The organism is Candidatus Accumulibacter propinquus (assembly GCF_056856495.1).
In genome coordinates this window covers 279,559-299,713 of record NZ_JBSEHC010000004.1, presented here as the reverse complement: position 1 = coordinate 299,713, position 20,155 = coordinate 279,559, and the positions used below count along the sequence as shown (strand labels likewise).

Annotated in this window: 22 protein-coding genes; 7 read left to right on the top strand and 15 right to left on the bottom strand. The window is 64.4% G+C overall.

What is annotated here, in order from left to right; translation table 11 throughout:
* Positions 1-8 precede the first annotated feature (8 nt).
* The gene (locus AC15MQ_RS17405; protein ID WP_483080798.1) at positions 9-620 is read left to right on the top strand and encodes a putative metalloprotease CJM1_0395 family protein; all 612 of its coding nucleotides are present in this window, start codon (positions 9-11) and stop codon (positions 618-620) included.
* Between the two features lie 222 nt (positions 621-842).
* Positions 843-2,726, top strand: a complete 1,884-nt coding sequence (locus tag AC15MQ_RS17400; RefSeq protein ID WP_483080797.1) for a methyl-accepting chemotaxis protein — start codon at positions 843-845, stop codon at positions 2,724-2,726.
* A gap of 32 nt (positions 2,727-2,758) precedes the next feature.
* Here AC15MQ_RS17400 and AC15MQ_RS17395 read toward each other — a convergent pair whose 3' ends face one another.
* The 4 genes from AC15MQ_RS17395 to AC15MQ_RS17380 form a co-directional block, all read right to left on the bottom strand.
* On the bottom strand, positions 2,759-3,730 hold the full coding sequence (locus tag AC15MQ_RS17395) for a hypothetical protein (RefSeq protein WP_483080796.1): 972 nt from the start codon (positions 3,728-3,730) through the stop codon (positions 2,759-2,761).
* On the bottom strand, positions 3,714-4,295 hold the full coding sequence (locus AC15MQ_RS17390; protein ID WP_287653563.1) for a TerD family protein: 582 nt from the start codon (positions 4,293-4,295) through the stop codon (positions 3,714-3,716). The genes AC15MQ_RS17395 and AC15MQ_RS17390 overlap by 17 nt, the downstream gene beginning before the upstream one ends.
* A 78-nt stretch (positions 4,296-4,373) precedes the next feature.
* A complete protein-coding gene (locus tag AC15MQ_RS17385; RefSeq protein ID WP_332336670.1) occupies positions 4,374-5,081 on the bottom strand; it encodes a VWA domain-containing protein in 708 nt (235 codons plus the stop codon).
* A 12-nt stretch (positions 5,082-5,093) separates the two neighbouring features.
* Positions 5,094-6,221, bottom strand: a complete 1,128-nt coding sequence (locus tag AC15MQ_RS17380; protein WP_287653565.1) for a toxic anion resistance protein — start codon at positions 6,219-6,221, stop codon at positions 5,094-5,096.
* Between the two features lie 283 nt (positions 6,222-6,504).
* Here AC15MQ_RS17380 and AC15MQ_RS17375 point away from each other — a divergent pair, with 283 nt between their 5' ends.
* Both AC15MQ_RS17375 and AC15MQ_RS17370 read left to right on the top strand, forming a co-directional pair.
* Positions 6,505-7,599 carry a DUF2157 domain-containing protein gene (locus tag AC15MQ_RS17375; protein WP_483080795.1) on the top strand — a complete coding sequence of 365 codons (1,095 nt, stop codon included), beginning with the start codon at positions 6,505-6,507 and terminating at the stop codon, positions 7,597-7,599.
* Positions 7,596-8,468 (top strand): DUF4824 family protein, encoded by an 873-nt coding sequence (locus AC15MQ_RS17370; protein ID WP_287653568.1) that lies wholly within the window; start codon positions 7,596-7,598, stop codon positions 8,466-8,468. The genes AC15MQ_RS17375 and AC15MQ_RS17370 overlap by 4 nt, the downstream gene beginning before the upstream one ends.
* 51 nt (positions 8,469-8,519) lie before the next feature.
* On the opposite strand, the gene AC15MQ_RS17365 is transcribed toward AC15MQ_RS17370, so the two are convergent.
* Positions 8,520-8,789 (bottom strand): metal-sensing transcriptional repressor, encoded by a 270-nt coding sequence (locus AC15MQ_RS17365; RefSeq protein ID WP_287653569.1) that lies wholly within the window; start codon positions 8,787-8,789, stop codon positions 8,520-8,522.
* A gap of 13 nt (positions 8,790-8,802) precedes the next feature.
* A complete protein-coding gene (locus AC15MQ_RS17360) occupies positions 8,803-9,240 on the bottom strand; it encodes a Cd(II)/Pb(II)-responsive transcriptional regulator (RefSeq protein ID WP_287653570.1) in 438 nt (145 codons plus the stop codon).
* Positions 9,241-9,322: 82 nt separating this feature from the next.
* Here AC15MQ_RS17360 and AC15MQ_RS17355 point away from each other — a divergent pair, with 82 nt between their 5' ends.
* Positions 9,323-11,674 carry a heavy metal translocating P-type ATPase gene (locus AC15MQ_RS17355; protein WP_287653571.1) on the top strand — a complete coding sequence of 784 codons (2,352 nt, stop codon included), beginning with the start codon at positions 9,323-9,325 and terminating at the stop codon, positions 11,672-11,674.
* Between the two features lie 57 nt (positions 11,675-11,731).
* On the opposite strand, the gene AC15MQ_RS17350 is transcribed toward AC15MQ_RS17355, so the two are convergent.
* The 3 genes from AC15MQ_RS17350 to AC15MQ_RS17340 all read right to left on the bottom strand — a co-directional run bounded on the left by AC15MQ_RS17350 (position 11,732) and on the right by AC15MQ_RS17340 (position 14,524).
* Positions 11,732-12,934: a patatin-like phospholipase family protein gene (locus AC15MQ_RS17350; RefSeq protein ID WP_287669980.1), complete on the bottom strand. Its 1,203-nt coding sequence runs from the start codon at positions 12,932-12,934 to the stop codon at positions 11,732-11,734.
* A 160-nt stretch (positions 12,935-13,094) separates the two neighbouring features.
* Positions 13,095-14,090 (bottom strand): CapA family protein, encoded by a 996-nt coding sequence (locus AC15MQ_RS17345; protein ID WP_483080794.1) that lies wholly within the window; start codon positions 14,088-14,090, stop codon positions 13,095-13,097.
* Entirely contained in the window at positions 14,087-14,524 is a 438-nt protein-coding gene (locus AC15MQ_RS17340) for a hypothetical protein (RefSeq protein WP_287653573.1), read from the bottom strand. The genes AC15MQ_RS17345 and AC15MQ_RS17340 overlap by 4 nt, the downstream gene beginning before the upstream one ends.
* A gap of 209 nt (positions 14,525-14,733) precedes the next feature.
* Between AC15MQ_RS17340 and AC15MQ_RS17335 the strand changes: the two genes are divergently transcribed.
* On the top strand, positions 14,734-15,213 hold the full coding sequence (locus AC15MQ_RS17335) for an OsmC family protein (protein ID WP_287653574.1): 480 nt from the start codon (positions 14,734-14,736) through the stop codon (positions 15,211-15,213).
* Between the two features lie 109 nt (positions 15,214-15,322).
* Here AC15MQ_RS17335 and AC15MQ_RS17330 read toward each other — a convergent pair whose 3' ends face one another.
* The 6 genes from AC15MQ_RS17330 to AC15MQ_RS17305 form a co-directional block, all read right to left on the bottom strand.
* Complete coding sequence (locus tag AC15MQ_RS17330; protein ID WP_287653575.1) at positions 15,323-15,706, bottom strand: VOC family protein; 384 nt, start codon at positions 15,704-15,706, stop codon at positions 15,323-15,325.
* On the bottom strand, positions 15,690-15,983 hold the full coding sequence (locus tag AC15MQ_RS17325) for a hypothetical protein (RefSeq protein WP_483080793.1): 294 nt from the start codon (positions 15,981-15,983) through the stop codon (positions 15,690-15,692). The genes AC15MQ_RS17330 and AC15MQ_RS17325 overlap by 17 nt, the downstream gene beginning before the upstream one ends.
* A complete protein-coding gene (locus tag AC15MQ_RS17320) occupies positions 15,973-16,644 on the bottom strand; it encodes a hypothetical protein (RefSeq protein ID WP_287653577.1) in 672 nt (223 codons plus the stop codon). The genes AC15MQ_RS17325 and AC15MQ_RS17320 overlap by 11 nt, the downstream gene beginning before the upstream one ends.
* Positions 16,645-16,651: 7 nt before the next feature.
* On the bottom strand, positions 16,652-17,548 hold the full coding sequence (locus AC15MQ_RS17315; RefSeq protein ID WP_287653578.1) for an MbnB/TglH/ChrH family RiPP precursor modification enzyme: 897 nt from the start codon (positions 17,546-17,548) through the stop codon (positions 16,652-16,654).
* Positions 17,549-17,551: 3 nt separating this feature from the next.
* Complete coding sequence (locus tag AC15MQ_RS17310) at positions 17,552-17,782, bottom strand: hypothetical protein (RefSeq protein WP_287653579.1); 231 nt, start codon at positions 17,780-17,782, stop codon at positions 17,552-17,554.
* Positions 17,783-17,928: 146 nt separating this feature from the next.
* Positions 17,929-18,768, bottom strand: coding sequence for a cytochrome C assembly family protein (locus AC15MQ_RS17305; RefSeq protein WP_287653580.1), 840 nt, complete (start codon positions 18,766-18,768; stop codon positions 17,929-17,931).
* Between the two features lie 30 nt (positions 18,769-18,798).
* Here AC15MQ_RS17305 and ffh point away from each other — a divergent pair, with 30 nt between their 5' ends.
* Positions 18,799-20,154 carry a signal recognition particle protein gene (gene ffh / locus AC15MQ_RS17300; protein ID WP_287653581.1) on the top strand — a complete coding sequence of 452 codons (1,356 nt, stop codon included), beginning with the start codon at positions 18,799-18,801 and terminating at the stop codon, positions 20,152-20,154.
* Position 20,155 lies beyond the last annotated feature (1 nt).

Below are 20,155 nucleotides of genomic sequence, written 5' to 3'. Positions count from 1 at the left end.
ATCCTGAAATGATTGACCAACTGTCGCCGACCAGCGCATTCACTCCCTCATTCCAGGCCCGCCCTGAAGCCGCGCAAGCCACAGGTGACGCGGCGGCAAAAGTCGGCGGCGGTGCTGCGCGCGCGCAGCAAACCGGCAGCCAGTTATCCGAGGCCGACCAGCAGAAGGTCCGCGACCTGCAGCAGCGCGACCGTGAAGTACGCGCCCACGAAATGGCCCACGTCGCCGCCGGCGGCAGCCTGGTTCGGAGCGGCGCCAGCTTCAGCTACGAAACCGGCCCGGACGGTCAGCGTTATGCCATCGGTGGTGAGGTCTCGATCGACAGTTCTCCGGGTCGCACCCCGGAGGAGACGCGCAGCAAGGCTGAACGCGTCAAGTCCGCCGCGCTGGCGCCGGCGGACCCGTCGGCGCAGGACCGGCAGGTCGCCGCGCTGGCCACGCGCATGGCGATGCAGGCCAGCATGGAACAGGCGATCCAGGCCGGCGGCGCCGGTGGCGTAGCCGGCAACGGAACACCCGCATCCACCACCCCGGAACTCGCGCCCATGCTGGCCGCTTATGCCGGCAGCGCGGCGGCCGCGAAGGCGCCGAGCGGCTCGAAGGTCAACGTTTTCGCCTGAGCGCCGGGCCTCGCGCGATGTTTTTCCCGACCGGCGGCGAGCGAAAAACGACAACAAGCCGAGACTGACGAGCAAGATCCGGCAACACACTGGAGCCACGCGGCTTTTGCTCTGCCTTTCCGCGTATGCGATGATGACGGGCCCGCGCGACTGCCGCCTGGGCGCGGACTGCCGGCGCTTTGCGGCAGCCTCGTTCACCACCATGACTGTTGGAGCTCGCGGATGCGCAGCCTGCAAGGAAAACTCGTGGCCTTCGTCGTCGGCCTGATCGCCACGTCGGTCCTTCTCCAGGGAGCGCTCTTTTACCAGCAACTGCGCGGCCAGTTGCTCGAGTCCGTGGCTGCCGAGACGCGCAGTGCCGCAACCGGCTACGCCTTCGCCATCGCCGACTGGATCGGCGCCAAATCGCAAATGATCCGCGCCGCGAAAACGGCAATCGCGGCCGCGGACGCCGAGCATCAGTTCAGACTGCTGGCCCAGGGTGGCGGTTTCGACCTGGTCTATGCCGGCTATCCCGACAAGCGAACGGTTTTCTCCGAAGCGCAGTCGCTGCCTCCCGGTTATGACCCGACAACTCGCCCCTGGTATCACGACGCGCTCGCCGCTGGCGAAGCCAGCGTCATTGTCACCAAGCCGTACGAAGACGCGGCCTCGAAACTGCTGGTGATCTCTTTTGCGTCGGTGATGGTCAAGGACGGAAAAACCGTCGGGGTGGCTGCGGCAGACATCAAGATCGACCGCATCGTCAAGGAGATCCTGGGTGTCCGTCTGGGTGGCGACGGCTTTGCGTTCCTGCTGCACAAGGATGGAACCGTTCTGGCACACCCGCTTCAGGAGGCGGTGTTGAAGCCGATCAGCGAACGCCTCCCCGAACTGACGCGCGACCGCATCGAGAAGGCCACCGCCGAAGGCAGGATGTTTGAAGTGCCGCAACCGGACGGCAACCGCTACCTGTATCTCTCGCCGATCAAGGGCAGCGACTGGGTACTCGGCATTTCCCTGGCCAAGTCAGTGGTGCTGGCGCCGCTGCAACCCTTGCTGATCACCCTGCTGGTGGTGCTGCTGGCGGTGGGCGGCATCGCCGCGCTGGTGGCCAGCACGGTGCTCGGGCGGCTGTTGAAACGCCTGCATCAGGTGCGCGACAAGATGATCGACATCTCGCTCGGCGGCGGCGATCTGTCGGCTCGCCTGCAGGTGTCGGGAAGCGACGAAATCGGCGCAACCGCCGCCGCGTTCAACAAGTTTCTGGAGCAGTTGCAAGCCATGTTCGGATCGCTCAAGGAAGAGGCCGCCCGCCTCGCGGACGGCGTGAACGCCCTCGACGGCGGGATGGCTCTGCTGGCGCGGCAGGCGATACAGGTGTCCGACAGTTCGACGGCCAACGCCGCGTCGATCGAGGAAATCACCGCGGCGGTGTCGCGCATCGCGGACAATGCGGACGAGGCCGACAAGCTGATCCGTCAAACTGGCGATCTCTCGGAAGCGGGCGCGCGCGACGTCGGTTCGATCGCCATCGACGCCGAGCAATCAGTCAGCGACGTCGAGAAGCTGGCAGAAGTGATGGCCAGTCTCGACAATCGTTCGCAGGAAATCAGCGGCATCGTCAACGTCATCAAGGGTATTGCCGATCAGACCAATCTGCTGGCACTGAACGCGGCGATCGAAGCCGCGCGCGCCGGCGAACAGGGCCGCGGCTTCGCGGTCGTCGCCGATGAGGTGCGCAAGCTCGCCGAGAGTACGGCAAAAGCGACCATCGAGATCGCCGAAATGATCGCCGCCGTACGCAGCGAAACCGCTCTGGCCGGGGCCACCGTCCGCTCGTCGGTCAGCGCCGTCCGCCGCAGCGTCGAGCTGTCGCAGGTCGCGGCAACCCGCATCCAGGAAATGCAGCAGCGGATGCACGAGGCCGTGGCGCGAGTCAGTGGCATCGCGCTATCGACGCGCGAGCAGCGCGCGGCGACCAACGCGATGGCCGAGGCCAGCAATCGAATCAACAACCGTGTGCAGGCGGAAGACGACGCCATTCAGCAGGCCAGGAACACGCTGTCCGGACTCTCTCGCAACGCGCGCAATACGCAGCAACTACTGGCGCGCTTCCAGGTCTAGCGCAACCCGGCAAGGCGGTCGCCATGGCCGGATCAGCCGGGCGCCTTGCGATTGGCGAGTTCCCACAGCGGAATACTGACGCGGGCGAGTTGCTCGATCTCGCCTTGCCAGGTGAGCACCTGACGACGCAACTGATCGAGCTGCGGTTCGAGCAGTTCGAAGTGTTGGGCCGAGAGGCTCAGCAAGTGGCCGCGGCGCGCCAGGGCCTCGGCTTCGATATCCCGGAACGACAGCACCTGCGGCGCAACCTTGAGCAGCAGCAGCGAAGCGGCAAAAGCCTCACGGCACGGGACCAGGCGCCGGGCCAGTTCGTCAAGGGCGGCGAGCGTCTGCGGCGCCTGCGAGAGCATCAGTTCGAGGGCCGGTTTCAGCGAGGCCGGCGAGTTCCTTCGGAAGATCTTCCACACTCCGGAGGCGTTCATGGACAGATGGCACTTCTCTATCAGCTCGCCGGCCTGCCAACTCGCCACGGCGGCCGTCAGTCGCTGCAGTTCGCCGCTCAGGGACTCGGTGCGCCGTAGCAGCGTATTGCCCCAGGCGGCGAGATTCGTGACCTCGATCGGCAGCAGTTCGCGAATCGCCTCGTCCAGCGCTGCGAGCCGAGGCGCGGCAATCGTCGGAAACGCTTCCACCGCACTGCGCCGGAGTCGTTCGATGGCCGACCCCTGACCCTCGTCGAAGAGCAGCGACGCCGGCGCATATCGGTCGGTCGGTGGCGCTGGCGCCACCGGCAGCACCAAAGGCTGCACCGGCGGCGGTGTTGCAGGCGGCTCGCTGGCGCTGGCGGGCAGCGACAGCGGGTGAATGCGTGCCACCACCGGCGGCCGGGGCGGCGCCGCTGGCAGATCCAGCGGCCGCACCCGATGCTGCGGCGCAGGATCAATCGTTCGGGAGGCTCCAGCGGGCTCGGTATGCGGCTGCGTATCGGCGGCAGGAGGACGCGCGCGTGCCGCCGCGGCATCCTCGAAAAGTGGCCGGGGTTGTAACTCAGGCGTCGAGGCCATAACCCCGCACGAAGTCGAACAACTCGCGCTGGTAGCCGGCGCCCACGGCCTGGAACTGCCATTCGTTGTCGGTGCGGAACAGGGAACCGATCTGCACTGCGGTCTGGCCGGCGAATTCCTCGTCGAGGTCATAGTCGGCAAGCAACTCACCGGTTTCGTCGTTGTAGACCTTCAGATAGGCGTTCTGAACCATGCCGAAGTGCTGACGACGCGCCGCCGCTTCGTGCATCGTGACGATGAACGAGACCTCTACGGCATCGAGCGGCGCGGCACCGAGATCGACCTTCAGAGTCTCGTCATCCCCCTCGCCGGCACCGGTGCGATTGTCGCCGGTGTGGGTCACGAAGCCCTCGGGACTCTGCAGGTTGTTGAAGAAGACGAAGTGCTCGTCGGACAGGCAGACCGGGTTGCCACCGACGGTCTTGAGGACAAAGGCACTGACGTCGAGGTCGCAGGGCGCGACCACTCTGGTAATGTCCCAGCCGATGCCGACGCGGATGATGCGCAGTCTTGGGGCGGCTTTGGTCAGGTTGATCCCCTGCCCCTTCTTGAGATTGATCGCCATGGCGTAGTCCCTTGCTCGAAAAAATGGTGTAAACAATCACTGGCTACCTTGTGTGTCGCGGTAGCCGCAGTCGGCAAATCAGAACTTGCGCAGCCAGTCGCAAAGTTCGGTGGTCAGCAGCGCCTCGTAGATCGCGTCGTCGCTGACCCGCAGGTTCGGGAGGTGGCAGAAACCGGCATTCGGGAGATCGTCGGCCATCTTCTTGATGAAACGGAAGTCGGTGTCGTTGCCGATGCCGATGAGCTGCCAGTAAATCTGATACTTCTGGGCCTGGCGGAGAATCCTCTCGGCTTCGGCGGCATCGCTGTTGTCGCCATCTGTGATGAACAGGCACAACGCCGGAATGTGCGTGTCTTTCGGCGCCTGCTGCTCGGTCTTCTTGAACAGCCCGAACAGGCCGCCCGAGGTCACGACCGACGCGCCACGGAAATAAGTGTCGAGGACCGCATTCATCACCGGCGCGTAGTTGGTCCCCCCCCACTTGTCCACCTTCGGGTTGTCGAGGATCTCCTTCTTGACATAACTCCCGAAATCGGCGGCTCTGGCCACCGGCGGTGTCGAATAGCCCTGGTTGAAGGTCCACACCTCCATCTCGCCGTTATCGTCGAAAGTGCCGGCGATGGCCAGCAGGCGGTCCACGGTTTCCTGCACCAGCCCGTCCTGATATTCGTTGTGCATCGAACCGGAGATGTCGATGCACAACCCGACCCGACAGTGTGGTGGTTGCGGCAGGGCGCGCTTGTCAAGGACGATGCGGGTCTTCTTCTTGAGGTCGATCAGTGCCATGGCGACTCCTTTCTAGGCGTTCTTCTGAAAACGGTCGATCAACTCGTCGCGCAGCAAAGCGAGCTTGGTATCGGTCTGGGCACGCGCCGCCGCGGCCTCGTCGTTGATCTTCTGCATGTCCTCGAAAGCACCGAGCAACTGCTTCTGGACGTGTTCAAGCGTTTCCATCTCGACCAGCGCCCTCTGGTTGGCTCGCGTGATGGCGGTGGTGTTCTGCCGCAGGAGATCCGCGTTCTTGCGTAGCGCGGCGTTGGTCGCATCGTCGATAGCCGTCACCAACTCCGCTGATTTCGCCTGTTCCTCCATCAGGATGTGCAGCGAGAACTGCTTTTTCCAGGCGGGAATGGTGACGGCGACGATGTCCTGGAACTTCCCGATCAGCATCCGCGAGTTGTTCTGCAGCAGCCGGATCTCCGGAGCCGTCTGCATGGCGATCATCTGCGCCCGCTTCAGGTCGTCGATGCGCTTTTCGAGCCGCACGGCGAGCTGGCGCCGGTCCCCGATCGCCTGCGCGGCCATGGGATCGGTCGCTGCCGGCGTGTGGGCAATCTCATCGTTCAGCGCAGCCAGCAGCTCCTGGCCCTTGCGCACGGCTTCGCCGAGGGCGTTGTACTCGTCGCCGTTGGCAAGGTACATGTCTTCGAGTTCACGAATCCGCTGCTCGTAGGTGCGCGCCGACCGTTCGAGTTCGCCGACGAGCGCGTCGAGCTGACCAGAGACCGAACGGAACTGGGATTTCACCTGTTCCTTGGCGGACACGAAAAATCCCTTGAGCTTGCCGATCAGTGACTTGTCGAAGAGCAGCTTCGGATCGAGCTGCTGGGCAGTGCTGAGCAACTGGGTGAGAGCGACGCCGAACTGGTCGCTGCCGCTGCCGCGCACCATCCCGAGCAGTTGCTCCGAGATGGCGGCGACCCGCCTGGTGGACTTGTCGCCGAGAGTTGTGAGGTCGGTTTCGCTGACCGTCACCTTCGGTGTCGGCGCGTTCAGGCTCGGCGCAAGGGGCAGCGTTGGTCGCGCCTGAACGGCGACCAACGCCTGGCCGGCGAGCGCAACGGCGGCAGCCCCCCCCTCGACTGCGGGAGCATTGACCGAAGGGGTCTTGTGGGCAGGGGTGGCATCGGCGAAAAGTGGTTTCATGGCGACTCCCGGAAGTAGCGGTGTCAGAGAAAGGGACGCTTGCCCGAGCGTCTCGCGCCCCGCCCTGCGACGCCGTCAAGCCCCCCGGCATGCTGCAGTATAAGGTGCCGTCAGCGTCGCGGAAAGAGGGCTGCAGATCCTGCCGGCTCTTGCCGGCCCTCCCGCGTCGACCACGGCCAACGCCGCCCGCGGCCGGTCGGCAACGGCGAGCCGGTTCCGGAGCGCTCGCGTGCGGGCGAAACGTGGTCGAATCGGCGCAAACCGGGCATAATCGCCGACGACCATGCGCAACACCGCCAACGATATTCCGGCGCGCCGCCAGGCGCAGCAACGGGCCGACGAAATCCGCGTCTTCCTGACCGAACTGGCGCGCCTGGAAGCGGAAGGTGTGCTCGCCCTCGAAGAATCGCAGCGGCAGGCGCTTGCCACCCACCACGCGTCGTTGCTGGCAAACTATGCGCACGCCTACGACATCGATCGCGACAGCCGCGCCAAGCAACTCTCGCTCGGCATGCGCATCGCCTCGTTCCTTGGCGCCATGGCGCTGGCAGCGAGCGTATTCTTCCTCTTCTACCAGTTCTGGGGGCGTTTTTCGGAAGCGGCGCAGGTGGCCATCCTGATCACCAGCGCGCTCGGCAGCCTCGGCCTGACGGTCTGGATACAGGGTCGCGACGCCACCGGGTACTTCACCAGACTGGCCGCGCTGGTGGCCTTTGCCTGCTTCGTGCTCAACGTCTCGATGATCGGCCAGATCTTCAACATCACACCGTCGGACAAGGCATTGTTGCCCTGGGCGGCAATGGCCTTCCTGCTCGCCTACGCTTGCGACCTGCGGCTCTTGCTGGCGGCCGGCATTGCCTGCGTGATCGCCTTCGTTGCGGCACGCGTCGGGACCTGGAGCGGGGTCTACTGGCTGCACGCCGGCGAACGGCCGGAGAATTTCTTCGTCGTCGCGGCCCTGCTGCTCGCCATGCCGCGACTTGCGGTGCATCGCCACTATCCCGGCTTCGAGGCCATCTACCGGGTCTTCGGCCTGCTGACCGCGCTGGTCCCGATGCTGATCCTCGGCCACTGGGGCCAGATCAGTTACCTCGACCTGGATCCGAAGCTGATCGAGGGCGGCTATCAGGTCGCCGGCTTTGCCGGCAGCGCCGTCGCCATCTGGATCGGTACGCGCCGCGAATGGCCCGAAACGGTCAACACCGGCATCACCTTTTTCGTCCTCTTCCTGTACACCAAGTTCTATGACTGGTGGTGGGAGGTGATGCCCAAGTATCTGTTCTTCCTGGTACTGGGCCTCACCGCGGTGCTGATTCTGCTGCTCCTCAAGCGCTTGCGCGGCGCAGTGGGTCGCGCCGACCGGGGCAGCAGCGCATGATCGCCTGGACCCGCGGACGCACCCTGGCAGCCGGGGCGGCACTGATCCTGCTCACCAACGCCGTCGCCCTGTCCGGCGTCTTCATCAACCGGTCAGGCGAACCCGAGAGTCGCCTCATGCTCAGCGAGCGCGAACTGTCCCTGCCCTACCGCAGCTATCGCCAGGCGGAAAACAGCGGCCTGGCGCTGACGCTGACTTGGCGCGTGCTCGATGCGGACGAAGAAGGTTCCGACTACGGTTCCTCGAACTACGGCGTACAGCCGACCTGGCTGGATGCCGCCCACCTCGCCACCCTCGGATTCGAAACCAGCGCCGGGAACGCCACCCAGGAAGCACGCGAACGCCTGGCCCGGCAGTTGCCGCGGCAGGTCCTGGTGGTTTTCGAGAACGCCGGCCCGGCGTGGCGACAGTCCGTGGAGCGTGCACGCGCCGGTGCTGCCCGCCAGGCGGCAGCGGCGGCGGCCAATCCCGGCAGCGAGGCGTTCGCCAAGCAGGCCAGAGCCGGCCAGGAACGCGTCGCGATCGAGGAAAACCACTACAGCCGGCTCTTCGCGATCGACGCTGGCCTCGATGCGGCAACGCTGCGTTCCCGCTACCCGGACCGCAGCCGCTACCTGATCCTGCGCGGCACCATCCGGCCGACGCTACGCCGCCACGACCGGCAATACCAGCTCGGCGGCTATATCAGCGGGGTCGCCATCGACCACATCAACGTGCCCTTCGCGCTGCGTCCGCTACTCGAACCGCTGCGCAACGCGCCGCAGCCGCTGCCCGACGCGAGCACGCCGCGTTACGAGGTGCAATTGACCGTCGGCCAACGCCTGGAACCGTGGATAGAAACGCTGACGACGCCGGCAGCGAAGCCTTGAGGCCGCCCATCAACCGCTGCCGCAACCTGGGCCTGCCCCTCGGCAGGTCCATCACAGGTATTTGGTGATCGCCTTGAACTCGCGGATGGTCTCGTCCGCGTCCCGGGAACCGTTGCGCACCGCTTGTTCGAGGCAATGATCGATATGGTCGTGCACCAGTGTTTTCTTGGCGTTGCCCACCGCGCTCTCGACGGCCTGCAGTTGCTGGGCGATCTCCAGGCAATTGCGGCTGTCCTCGAGCATGGCGATGATGCTCTTGAGGTGGCCTTCGGCCCGTTTCAGACGCTTGATGATTTCCGGATGGGAAGCGTGCGTACTCATGCCTTGCTCCTGCTCAGTTCGTCCCCGCGGGCGGATGGCACGAGCAATTCCCGCCCTCGGCCGCCCGCGCCAGATTGCGCATGATGCCACACTGACCGGCTTTCCGATTGGCGTGGCAAGTGTCACGCAGTTTGTGCAATTGCCGTTCGAGCAGGTGAAGTGAATCCAGCTGCTGGTGGATGCGCTCGATCTGGCTGTCGATCAACTGGTTGATTTCTTCACAGGCCAGATCCGGGTTGGCCTGGAAGCTGCGCAGGATGCGCACGTCCGGCAGCCCCATCCCGAGCGAGCGGCAGTGACGAACGAACTTGAGCTGTACCAGGTGCGCTTCGTTGTAGAGGCGGTAGCCGTTGGCCTCGCGCGCAGGCAGGTCGAGCAGTCCTTCACGCTCGTAGAAGCGCACCGTTTCCACGTCGCAGTCGCTGCGTTGTGCCAGTTCGCCGATCCTCATTGCTCCCTGCTCCAGAAAGTTCTTGACCCTGTACCAACTAAAGACTGTTCAATGATGGCACCGTTCCCGGAGATATGCCACCATGAATCCGCACAACCAGCGCAAACGCGTGTTTCATCTGCACGTACAGGAGAAGGACGCGTGCTGCACGTCAGGGCATGAACATCGGCACCGGCCGTCTCCAGCAAGCAGCGCCGCAGACGATCACCACCACGGCCACCACGCGCATGCGCATGCGCACGCGCACGCGCACGCCGATGCCTGCTGCTCACCCGGCGAGGCCAGCGGGAGCACCCCGGCCAGGCACGACCCGCCGCCCACAGGCACCAGCCAGGTGCGCTACCGTATCGACAAGATGGACTGCCCCACCGAGGAAAGGCTGATCCGCAATCGCCTGGAGACGATGCCGGGGATCGTTCGGCTTGACTTCAGACTGCTCGATCGGGAGCTGACGGTCCACCACCGCTTGGCCGATGCGCAACCGATCGCCATCGCGCTGCAGGCCCTGGACATGGCTCCCCGCCTGCTGGAAGCGGGTACGCCGGTGGCACCGGTGCCGCCGGTGTTGAGCACCAGGCTGAAAATCCTGTTGACCCTCAGCGGCCTGGCAGCGGTCGCTGCCGAAGTCAGCACCTGGACAGGCGGCGAAGAAAGCTCCTGGCTGGTTGTCGCCCTGGCTGTAATGTCGATCCTGAGCGCCGGCCTGCCGATACTCAAGAAAGGCTGGATCGCCCTCAGGAACCTGACACTGAATATCTACTTCCTGATGTCGCTGGCCGTCGTCGGTGCGGTCAGCATCGGCAAGTGGCCCGAAGCCGCGATGGTGGTGTTTCTGTTTGCGGTCGCCGAGGCCATCGAAGCGCTGTCGCTGGAACGGGCACGACGGGCGATCAGATCGCTGACGGCACTGGCACCGGACACCGCCGAGGTCAGGGTCGCGGATGGCTGGCAGGAACAAGCGGTGGCCAGGGTAGCCATCGGCAGCCGCATCCGCATCCGGACCGGCGCACGGGTACCGCTCGATGCGCGCGTCGAGTCCGGCCGCGCCGCCCTCGATCAGGCGCCGATCACCGGCGAGAGCCTGCCGGTGGACAAACAGGTCGGCGACGTCCTCTACGCCGGCAGCATCGTCACCGACGGGGTGTTGGAGGCGACCGTAACGGCTGTCGCCGGTGACAGCACCCTGGCGCGCATCGCTGCCGCCATCCAGGAAGCACAAGCCCAGCGCGCGCCAACCCAGCGCTTCGTCGATCGTTTCGCCCAGGTCTACACCCCGGCCGTGGTCGCCCTGGCCGTTCTCCTGGCCGTGCTCGGCCCGGTGCTGTTCGCTGGCACCTGGGGGGAATGGCTTTACCAGGCGCTGGTCCTGCTGGTCATCGCCTGCCCCTGTGCGCTGGTGGTATCCACCCCGATCACCGTCGTCAGCGGCCTGGCGGCGGCGGCCAGGCACGGCATCCTGATCAAGGGCGGGGCTCACCTCGAAGGCGGCCGCCTGTTGAAGGCCGTCGCGCTCGACAAGACCGGCACGCTGACCCAGGGCAAGCCCGCCCTGACTGATGCCGCGCCGTTTGGCGACCTGCCGCTCGCCGAGGCTTTGTTGGTCGCCGCCAGCCTCGATGAGCACAGCACCCACCCGGTGGCGCAGGCGCTGGTAGCGGGATGGCGAAGGCAGCAACCCGACGCGACGATGCTGCCGGTCGAGGAATTCGCGGTCCTCCATGGCCATGGCGTCAAGGGCCGCATCGCGGGTCAAGTGTGGCATCTGGGGAATCATCGCCTGGTCGAGGAACTGGGCGTCTGCTCGCCGGAACTCGAGGCACGCCTGGCGATCCTGGAAAACGCCGGCAAGACCACCGTGATCCTCTGCGCACCCACCGGACCGGTGGCCGTTTTTGCCGTCGCCGACACGCTGCGGCCGGAGAGCCTTGCCGCCGTGACCGCCCTCAGGGCGCTGCACGTCGAGCCGGTGATGCTGACCGGCGACAACCCGGCGACCGCACGCGCCATCGCCGATCAACTGGGTATCCAGGACGCCCGCGGCAACCTGATGCCGGAAGACAAACAGGCCGCCGTCGCCGAGCTTAAAGACCGTCACGGTACGGTGGGAATGGTCGGCGATGGCGTGAACGATGCACCGGCGTTGGCGCGCGCCGACATCGGCTTCGCGATGGGCGCCGCCGGCACCGCCACGGCGCTGGAAATCGCCGATGTGGCGATCATGGATGACGATCCGCGCAAGATCGCCGATTTCATCCGCCTCAGCCGGCGCGTGGGATCGATCCTGAAACAGAACATCGCGCTGGCTCTGGGGATAAAGATCGTATTCTTCGCGCTGGCTTTGGCCGGTCACGCGACGCTGTGGATGGCGGTATTCGCCGACATGGGAGCAAGCCTGCTGGTGGTCGGCAACGGACTGAGGCTGTTACGGAAGTAAGCAGCGCTCAGCCAGCAGTCCGTACCGGCTCAATGCAAACCGCCGGTGCGCCGCGGCTCATTCATCCAGGAGCAGGGCCAGCAGTTCTTCCTTGCGGGCCACGGCGTCGCTTGCACCCATCGCAATCAACGAGCGCACGAAGGCCGGCTCGAACAACAGGTAACTGGCCAGCGCGCCGCCACTGCCCTTGAGCATGCCCAGTGCGGCCAGGGCCTGGCGGACTGCCGGCGGCAAGTCATTGGTGTATTGCTGCGCCAGCGCGTCGAGCGAGTCCGTTGGCGCAATCGCCAGGACATCGACCGCCTGGTAACGCATCGCCGACGCCGCATTCGCGAGCTGGTTGATGGTCTCGGTTACCCGCTTGGTCTGCTCCACGTCGGCCTGCAGGGTATCGTGAAATACGCTGGCCATGACGTGTCCGGCCATGCTCCCGAGCGTCGGGCCACGGCTGTCCGCGGGCAGCGCAGCGGCGACCATTCCCGGTCTTTCCGGCTGCCCGACACCGATCACCAGGATTTTCTTTGCGCCCAGGTGCATCGCCGGCGACAACGGCGCGATCTGACGCATCGAGCCATCGCCGAAGAATTCCTGCCGCCCATCGACGCGCAACGCAGTCGACGGGAACAGGAACGGGATCGCGCTGGAAGCCATCAAGTGCTCGACCGTCATCTGCTGGAATTCGCCGCGGCGCCCGGGACGCGCCCAGGCCTGAAAGGCGTCGCGATTCGCGGTCTGGCAGAAGGTCCAGTGAACACCGCTGGTATAACTGGACGCGCTGACCGCCAGTGCGTCGAGGGTTCTCGATCGCAGTGCCGCTTCGATGCCCGCCGCCGGAATGCCCTGGCGCAGCATCCCCGCCAAGGGCATGTTGTCGAGGATCGCCCCATGCGTGCGCACATGGCGCGACAGGCTGAGGGCCGCCACCCAACGGTTGAAACGCACCCAGGACGGGATGTTGAGCCGGTAGACGTCGGTCGAGCGCAGGCGGCTCCAGAACTCCTCCAGTTCTTCGAAGGCCTGCAAACCGTGCATCGCACGCGCGGCAAGAAAAGCGGCGTTGATCGCTCCGGCCGAGGTACCGACCAGAACCCGGAACGGAAATCGCCGGGATCCACCGGGCTGTTCCTGCAGCAGCGAAGCTACGGTACGCAGCACACCGACCTGATAGGCCGTGCGCGCGCCACCGCCCATCAATACCAGTGCGACAGTCGACCGGTCCGAGTGGCGCAAACCGGCGTGGATGATGGTGGCGATGGTCATGCACGCATTGTGCACGGATGCCGCAGGCCATGGCAATGCCTGCACCCCCTTGAACACCAGCCATCCCGTGCCGAGGCCCTCCCGCACGGGCATGATCCGAGGCCTTGGGGAAGCGTGCGAACGGCAGGGACAGCAAGTCTTGCGGCGGTCGCGCCAGACCTCAGGGCCCGACACACTCCCTGACCAGGCTGTCCCCGGCGCGGCCACAGGGTGTCGCGGTGCCTTGCTGGGGGTGTGGCGTCCCCTCCTCGTCGATCTGCGCGGCGAGGATATCCCAGGCCACGAGGCCGCTCTTGTCGAGGGTCAGACGCAGCAGCCAGCCGGTTCGGGCAGCCGGGAGATCAAAACCGTCAAAGACGAAGTTGCCGAGACTGTAGACAATCAGCTTGCCCTGGTAATACTCGACGTCCTGCGTCACGTGCGGATGCCCGCCGACGACCAGGTCGGCCCCGGCGTCGATCATCAGGTGGGCCAGTTGCCGCTGGCGTTCGCTGGCTCGGCGTTCACGCTCCCAGCCCCAGTGCATGAAGGGGATGACCACGTCGGCACCGGCGACGCGCGCGGCACGGATGTCGGAGATCACCTCGCTGTCCTCGCTCCAGGCGATTCCCGGCCAGTCTGCACCCGCTTCGAACGAGCGCGGCTTGAATTCGTTGTAGGCCAGGACCGCGATGCGCACGCCGCGACGTTCGATCCACAGCGGACGATGCGCCTCGGCAAGCTGGCGCCCCCCGCCGATGGCGGCAATGCCCTGGCCGGCGAGATGCTCCAGAGTTCCCAGAAACGCCGCCTGACCGTAGTCGCCGGAGTGGTTGTTGGCTACCGCGAGCGCATCGAATCGCCCACGCAGAACGCGCAGCACGGCTGGATCGGCGCGAAAGCTGAAAATCTTGTTGTCAAGGGGCTGCCCCACGGTAGCGATCGGACATTCCAGGTTGCCGATGCGATAGTCGGCATTCTGCAACTGCGCGGCAAAGGGAGCCAGGGGATCACCGCCGCGACTGATCAGGCGACCCGGCCCGTCGTCGAGCATGATGTCCCCGACAAAAACCAGGTGGACGGCGGCCGGTCCGGTGGCGCAGGCGGAGGCCGCCACAAGCATGCCGAGCATGCCGACGACGCTGAGCAACAAGCGCAAAACGGCTACCCGGTTCATTGGCGCAGCCCCCTGGCGGAAGACAACGCGCACCAGTACTGCAGTTCACCATCGCGGATCGGCTCATAGACTCGATTGAGACCGGTGAAGCCGTAGGTTGCGCCAGCGTGCGACGGTGGCGGATAAGGATGTGTGGCCTGCTGGATCGGCACCGGCCCGGTACTCCGGTCGGCGAAAACGTAGAGCCTGATCGCGGCCAGATCCGCAGGTTCCTTCTGAAAAACCATGCGGAACAGGAAGTACGAGCCGACGGCCTGTACCGGCACCGAATACGGTGAACTCACCGGATGCGCTTCCAGTTCCCTGGTTTCCCCGCCGTAGGTCACCTGACAGCGCAGCGTCTCGGCGTACACGGGCTGAGAGAGCAGCAGGATCGTGGCAACCAGCAACCCACGGTTGGGCATCAGGGGAATCGGCAAATGGCGACGGGGCATGCTCGGGAGAAGTCCATGGCGCGAATCGGCAGCAGTATGTTGGTAGGGGCAGCCGCGGTCAATCGTCAAGGTCAGAGACCGTGCGTGTGGAAGGCTTTGCCGGTCAGGCGACCGCGCTGCGCGCTTCCGCAGCCCATGACTCGGGCCTCACTGCCGGGTATGCTGTCGATCGCAATACCCGATCAACCAAGCCTTTTCGGAGATTGACCATGGCTGAATATTCCGCCGACCTCGTCTGGGTTCGCAACGGGCAGGACTTTCTCGATAACCGTTACAGCCGCAGGCACTTGCTGCGCTTTGACGGCGGCGCCGAGGTCGCCGCATCGTCGTCGCCACATGTCGTGCCGCTCCCCTGGTCCGATCCGGCCGCGGTCGATCCGGAAGAGGCTTTCATTGCCTCGCTGGCCAGTTGTCACCTGTTGTGGTTTCTTGCGATTGCTGCCCGCCAAGGCTTCTGCGTCGATCGCTATGCCGACCGCCCGACCGGCAGCATGGCAAGAAATGCCGAGGGCAGGATGGCGATGAGTGTCGTCACGCTCAGGCCTGAAGTCGGCTTCTCGGGGGTTCGTCTGCCGACCCGCGAGGAAGTGCTGCAGCTCCATCACCTGGCGCACACGGAGTGCTTCATCGCCAATTCGGTCAGGACCGAGGTTCGCTGCGAACCGGTTTTCGGACCATCAGAAGCCTGATCCCCAGCCGCGGCGCACGCGCCAGACCGTGGTTGGGTAGCGGCCCACTACGACCACGGCCAAGCAGTCAGCTCGCCATCCGGCCCTGTCAGGCGTCCGGGGACGGCGACTACTGCATGGAATGCAGGCCGATCAGGTTGCCCTCGGTGTCTTCTACCAGTGCAATATGGCCGTATTGCCCGATCGCCATCTTCGGCTGCATGATCCTGCCACCGGCCTCGACCGCCCGATTCGCTTCGTTGCTGACATCGTCGCAGGAGAAATACACCATCGTCCCGCCCTTCCCGGAGCAAGCCATCGGGTGCTTGACGAGCGCACCGGCTGCACCGGCCGCGCCCTCGACCCAGGGAAAGGCGTACATTTCGCCACCTTCACCGATTTCGGGAAGCGAGGTCAACTCGCGGCCGAAGACCGCGGTGTAGAAGGTTTTCGCGCGAGCCATGTCGGAAACGTAGATCTCGAACCATCCAACCGGGTTACCTGGCTTGTCCATGCTCATGCTCCTTGGTTTGTTGTGGGAAATGCATCGTGAAATACTGGCTGCGAATATCGAGCCAGCCACCGCTCAACATCGTTGCCGACCCGCAGGCCGCCAAACGACGGCGCGCGGCGTGGATGCCGACCCGGCACAGTCTCGCCGACATCCACTCGCCTGCTGACAGCAGCGGTCGTGCATGGTTCAAGCCATCCGCCAAAGCAGCCCAGCCGCAGCCCAGATCCAGCGCCCGGGCTTCGCGCCGCAACAGGCGGAGCCTTCCGTTATAACGCATTTCGGGAGCCCAGCAAGGCGGCCGCCGCGACGGGATCGAGCAGCCGGAATACCGCCTCGTCGGAACGCGCGTCGACCGCGAGATGGAAATCGCCTTCGGCAAGGTTCTCCGGCGGCGGTTTCAGTTCACTCAAGGCTTCGAGCAATGGTTCCGGATCATGTTGGAAATGCAGGACACGCACTTTGGCTGGCAGTCGCGGCTGCGTCTCTGTTCTCGACGCGAGTTCCTCGGCGCTGAAGAAACGAAGTTCGGTGCACGCCCTTTCGAAGGCCAGAACTTCGCCGACGAAAGGGTCGACCAGTCGTCCACTATGCAGTTCGCCGACGATGAAGTCCGCGAAACGCGCGCACTCGGCGGGCAGTTGCAGGTTTTCGGTGGGATTGCAGTGCCAGTAGCGGTCCAATAAGGCCCCCAGTCGTGAACCAAGCAGAAAGCAGGTCAATGGCAGAGTCTGGTCCAGCGGCGTCAAGCGATTGGCGCGATGAATCGCCGTGTTGATCCGCATGCCGGGATGCGACGCCATCGCCGTCAGACGACGCTTCTCGCGTGCATCGAGGTCGTGTTGATCGAACTCGGCTTCGGGGTTGTCGATCAAGCGTGCACGGTAGTCCGACGAGGCGATCATCCGGCAGAAGATGTCCTGAAAGGCGTCGAGGGCCATGTTCAGCTCAGCAATGCCGTTCCCAGATCCGGCGTGCGCGCGCCAATTGCGCGGCAATGCCTTCGGTCTTGAGCAAGGGATACGAAGACTCATGGAACTCGAAGGTCACGGCGCGGATCCAGGGGGCCGCCCGGAGCGTCTCGTCCAGCAGTTCCCAAACCGGCTCGGCAACGGGTCCCGCGTGCGAATCGGTGTAGAAGCCGAGCAACTCGTCGCCACCTGCGACGTGAATTTCCACGACGTGACGCAGATCGATGTCGCGCAGAAAAGCCTCCATGGAAATCCCGTGATTCCGCGAATTGACGTAGAGGTTGTGCAGATCGAGCAGGATCCCGCAGCCGGAAACCTGGCACAGGCGGTTGAGGAACTCGGCTTCGCTCATCTCCTCTTCCGGTATTGCGGCGTAGTAGACGTTGTTCTCGAGCAGGAACTGGCAGTCGATCACGGCGCGGATATACCTGACGCGCTCGGCGATGAGTTGCAAAACCTGTTGATCGTAAGGTACCGGCAGCGAGATGGCGGCGTGCATTTCGGGGCCGTTGCCTGCCGCGGCCAGGTCCTGCGGCAAGCGGGAGAACGAAAGATGGTCGCTGTGCCACGCGAAGTCCAGCTTCTGGTGCAACCAGCGAATCTGTTCGACATGGCCGCTATCGAAAATTGCCGCACTGCCAATCGACAGGCCGATCGAATGACAAAGCATGGGCTTCCGTTCGCGGCTGCGCTCGAGAAATTCGAGCGACTGTTCGAGGAGCAGGAACCGCGGCGAGCCATGCACGCCGCGGTCCGCCCATTCCCGATCGGGGATCACCTCCAGATAGTCAAACGACTCCGGTCGGGTTTCGAGAAACTGCGGCAGCGCCGGGTTGAACAACAGGCCGATGCCGAGCTTCTGTTCTGAATACACACATCAGCCCTGCTGGACGACCTGTTCGAATTTCTGCTTGATGTTCAGGTCCAGGCCTGAGTAGCACCCTCCGCAGAACTTGAACCCGATCGCCTTGGCCAGCTTTTTGTCACTGAAAACGAGTTTTTGAGCCTCGAGAATCTGATCCAGAGTGCTGCCCGCATCGTAGGCGATTTCAACGGCCGGTTTGCCGGAGCACGGACCAGCTTTTGTTGCCGAGATCGTGATTGCCATGTTGTATCTCCTTTTCTTCTCCAGTTGGGGTCTGTGGCTGGACCTTTCGCCCGTTACCACGAGCGAGAGTATCGATTCGCTGCAAAATCGTGTCAACGGCCTGCCGATCGACAAGTCGCTACAGAACGCCCGCCGGCGCACGCGGATCAGAGGCGACCCAGCAGGACCTCGGCAACAAACCGGCTGCCGATGTACGCCAGCAGCAGCACCATGAATCCAGTCAGAGTCCAGCGCAGCGCGATGCGGCCACGCCAGCCGTAGACGCGACGCCCCAGCAGCAGGGCGGCAAAGATTCCCCACGAGGCGAAGGCGAACAAGGTCTTGTGGTCCACAGCCATGGCTCTGCCGAATATCGCTTCGGCGAACATGACGCCACTGAGCAGTGCCACCGTCAGCAGACAGAAGGCGACCAGGATCATGCGAAACAGCAGGGCCTCCATGGTCAGGATCGGCGGCAGGCTGGTGAGACTCTTGGTGACCGCCCGCTGATGCAGCTTGCGTTCGGCGAAACCCATGAACACCGCGTGCAGCGCAGATAGGGTAAACAGGCTGTAGGCAAGCATGGCCGTCAGGAAATGGAGCTGGAAACCCCAGGCACCGGCGTTGGCGACGACGCGCAACTGGGGAAACAGTGCCGGCGCCAGTGCGCTGATTGCGGCAAGCGGCAGGACCATCGGCTGCAAGCCGTCCATGCGGGCATGGAAACTCTCCAGCCAGTAGATCAGTACCGCCAGCCAGAGCATCAGCGACAGTGCAAAACTGAAGGAAAAACGCATGCCACCAGCACTGAACAGCCCCTGGTAAAGCCCTATTCCCTGCACCACCAGGGCCGCAAGGATGGCCGCCCGCTCCCACGGCTGCATCGGCAGCGTGACCAGAGGGCGGTCGGTTTCGCGCCAGCGCGTATGCCAGAAATGCATGCCCAGCACACCGTAAAGCAGCGATGAAACGACGTGCGGCAGAAGGTGCAGTAGAATGTCTGGCATTTTTTGAGTTTACACCAAGCCGGAATCCAAATGCTCGACAACCTGACCCAACGCCTTGCCCGCGTCATGAAGACACTGCGCGGTGAAGCACGCCTGACCGAAGCCAACATCGCCGATGCCCTGCGCGAGGTTCGCCTGGCCCTGCTGGAGGCGGACGTAGCCTTGCCGGCAATCAAGGAACTGATCGCCGCCGTCAAGGAAAAAGCCATCGGCGAAGAGGTGATCGGATCGCTGAGCCCGGGACAGGCTCTGGTCGGTGTCGTTCACCGTGAACTCACCAGATTGATGGGCGACGCCCACAGCGGACTGAATCTGGCGACACAACCGCCGGCAGTCGTCCTGATGGCCGGCCTGCAGGGTTCGGGCAAGACCACCACCGTCGGCAAGCTCGCCAAGATGTTGCGTGAGACGCAGCGGAAAAAGGTCCTGGTGGTGTCCTGCGACGTCTACCGCCCGGCGGCCATCGAGCAGTTGAAAACCGTCGCCGCGCAGGCGGGGGCCGATTTCTTTCCTTCCACAACCACCGAGAAACCGGTCGATATCGCGCGCAGTGCGGTCGATTGGGCCAGACGACACTACCACGATGTCCTGCTGGTGGACACCGCTGGCCGCCTGGCCATCGATACCGCGATGATGAAGGAAATCGCCGACATACACGCGGCGATCAGGCCGATCGAGACTTTGTTCGTCGTTGATGCGATGCTGGGTCAGGATGCGATCAATACCGCCCGCGCCTTCAGCGAGGCCCTGCCCCTGACCGGGATCGTGCTGACCAAGCTTGATGGTGACGCGCGCGGCGGTGCCGCCCTGTCGGTTCGTCACGTCACTGGCCGACCGATCAAGTACGCGGGGATAGGCGAAAAACTGACCGGCCTCGAAGCCTTCCACCCGGAGCGCATGGCTTCGCGAATCCTCGGCATGGGCGACGTGCTGTCGCTGATCGAGGATGCGCAGAAAGGCATCGACGAAGAAAAGGCCGTCGAGTTCGCCAGGAAGCTCAAGTCAGGCAAGGGCTTCGATCTCAATGACTTCAAGGACCAGATCGGCCAGATGCGCAAGATGGGCGGCCTGTCGTCGATGATCGACAAACTGCCCGCACAGTTCTCGCAGGCCGCAGGCCAGTTGCCCGCAGGCGGCGAGGAGAAGGCGGTCGCACGCATCGAAGGGATCATCAACTCGATGACCCCGACCGAGCGCACGCGACCGGAACTGCTCAAGGCCGCACGCAAGCGACGCATCGCCCTGGGTGCCGGGGTTCAGGTGCAGGAAGTGAATCGGCTGCTCAAGCAGTTCGAGCAGACGCAAAAGATGATGAAGCAGTTTTCCCGCGGCGGCATCGCGCAGCTTATGCGTGGCATCAAAGGCATGTTGCCGGGCATGCGCTGAG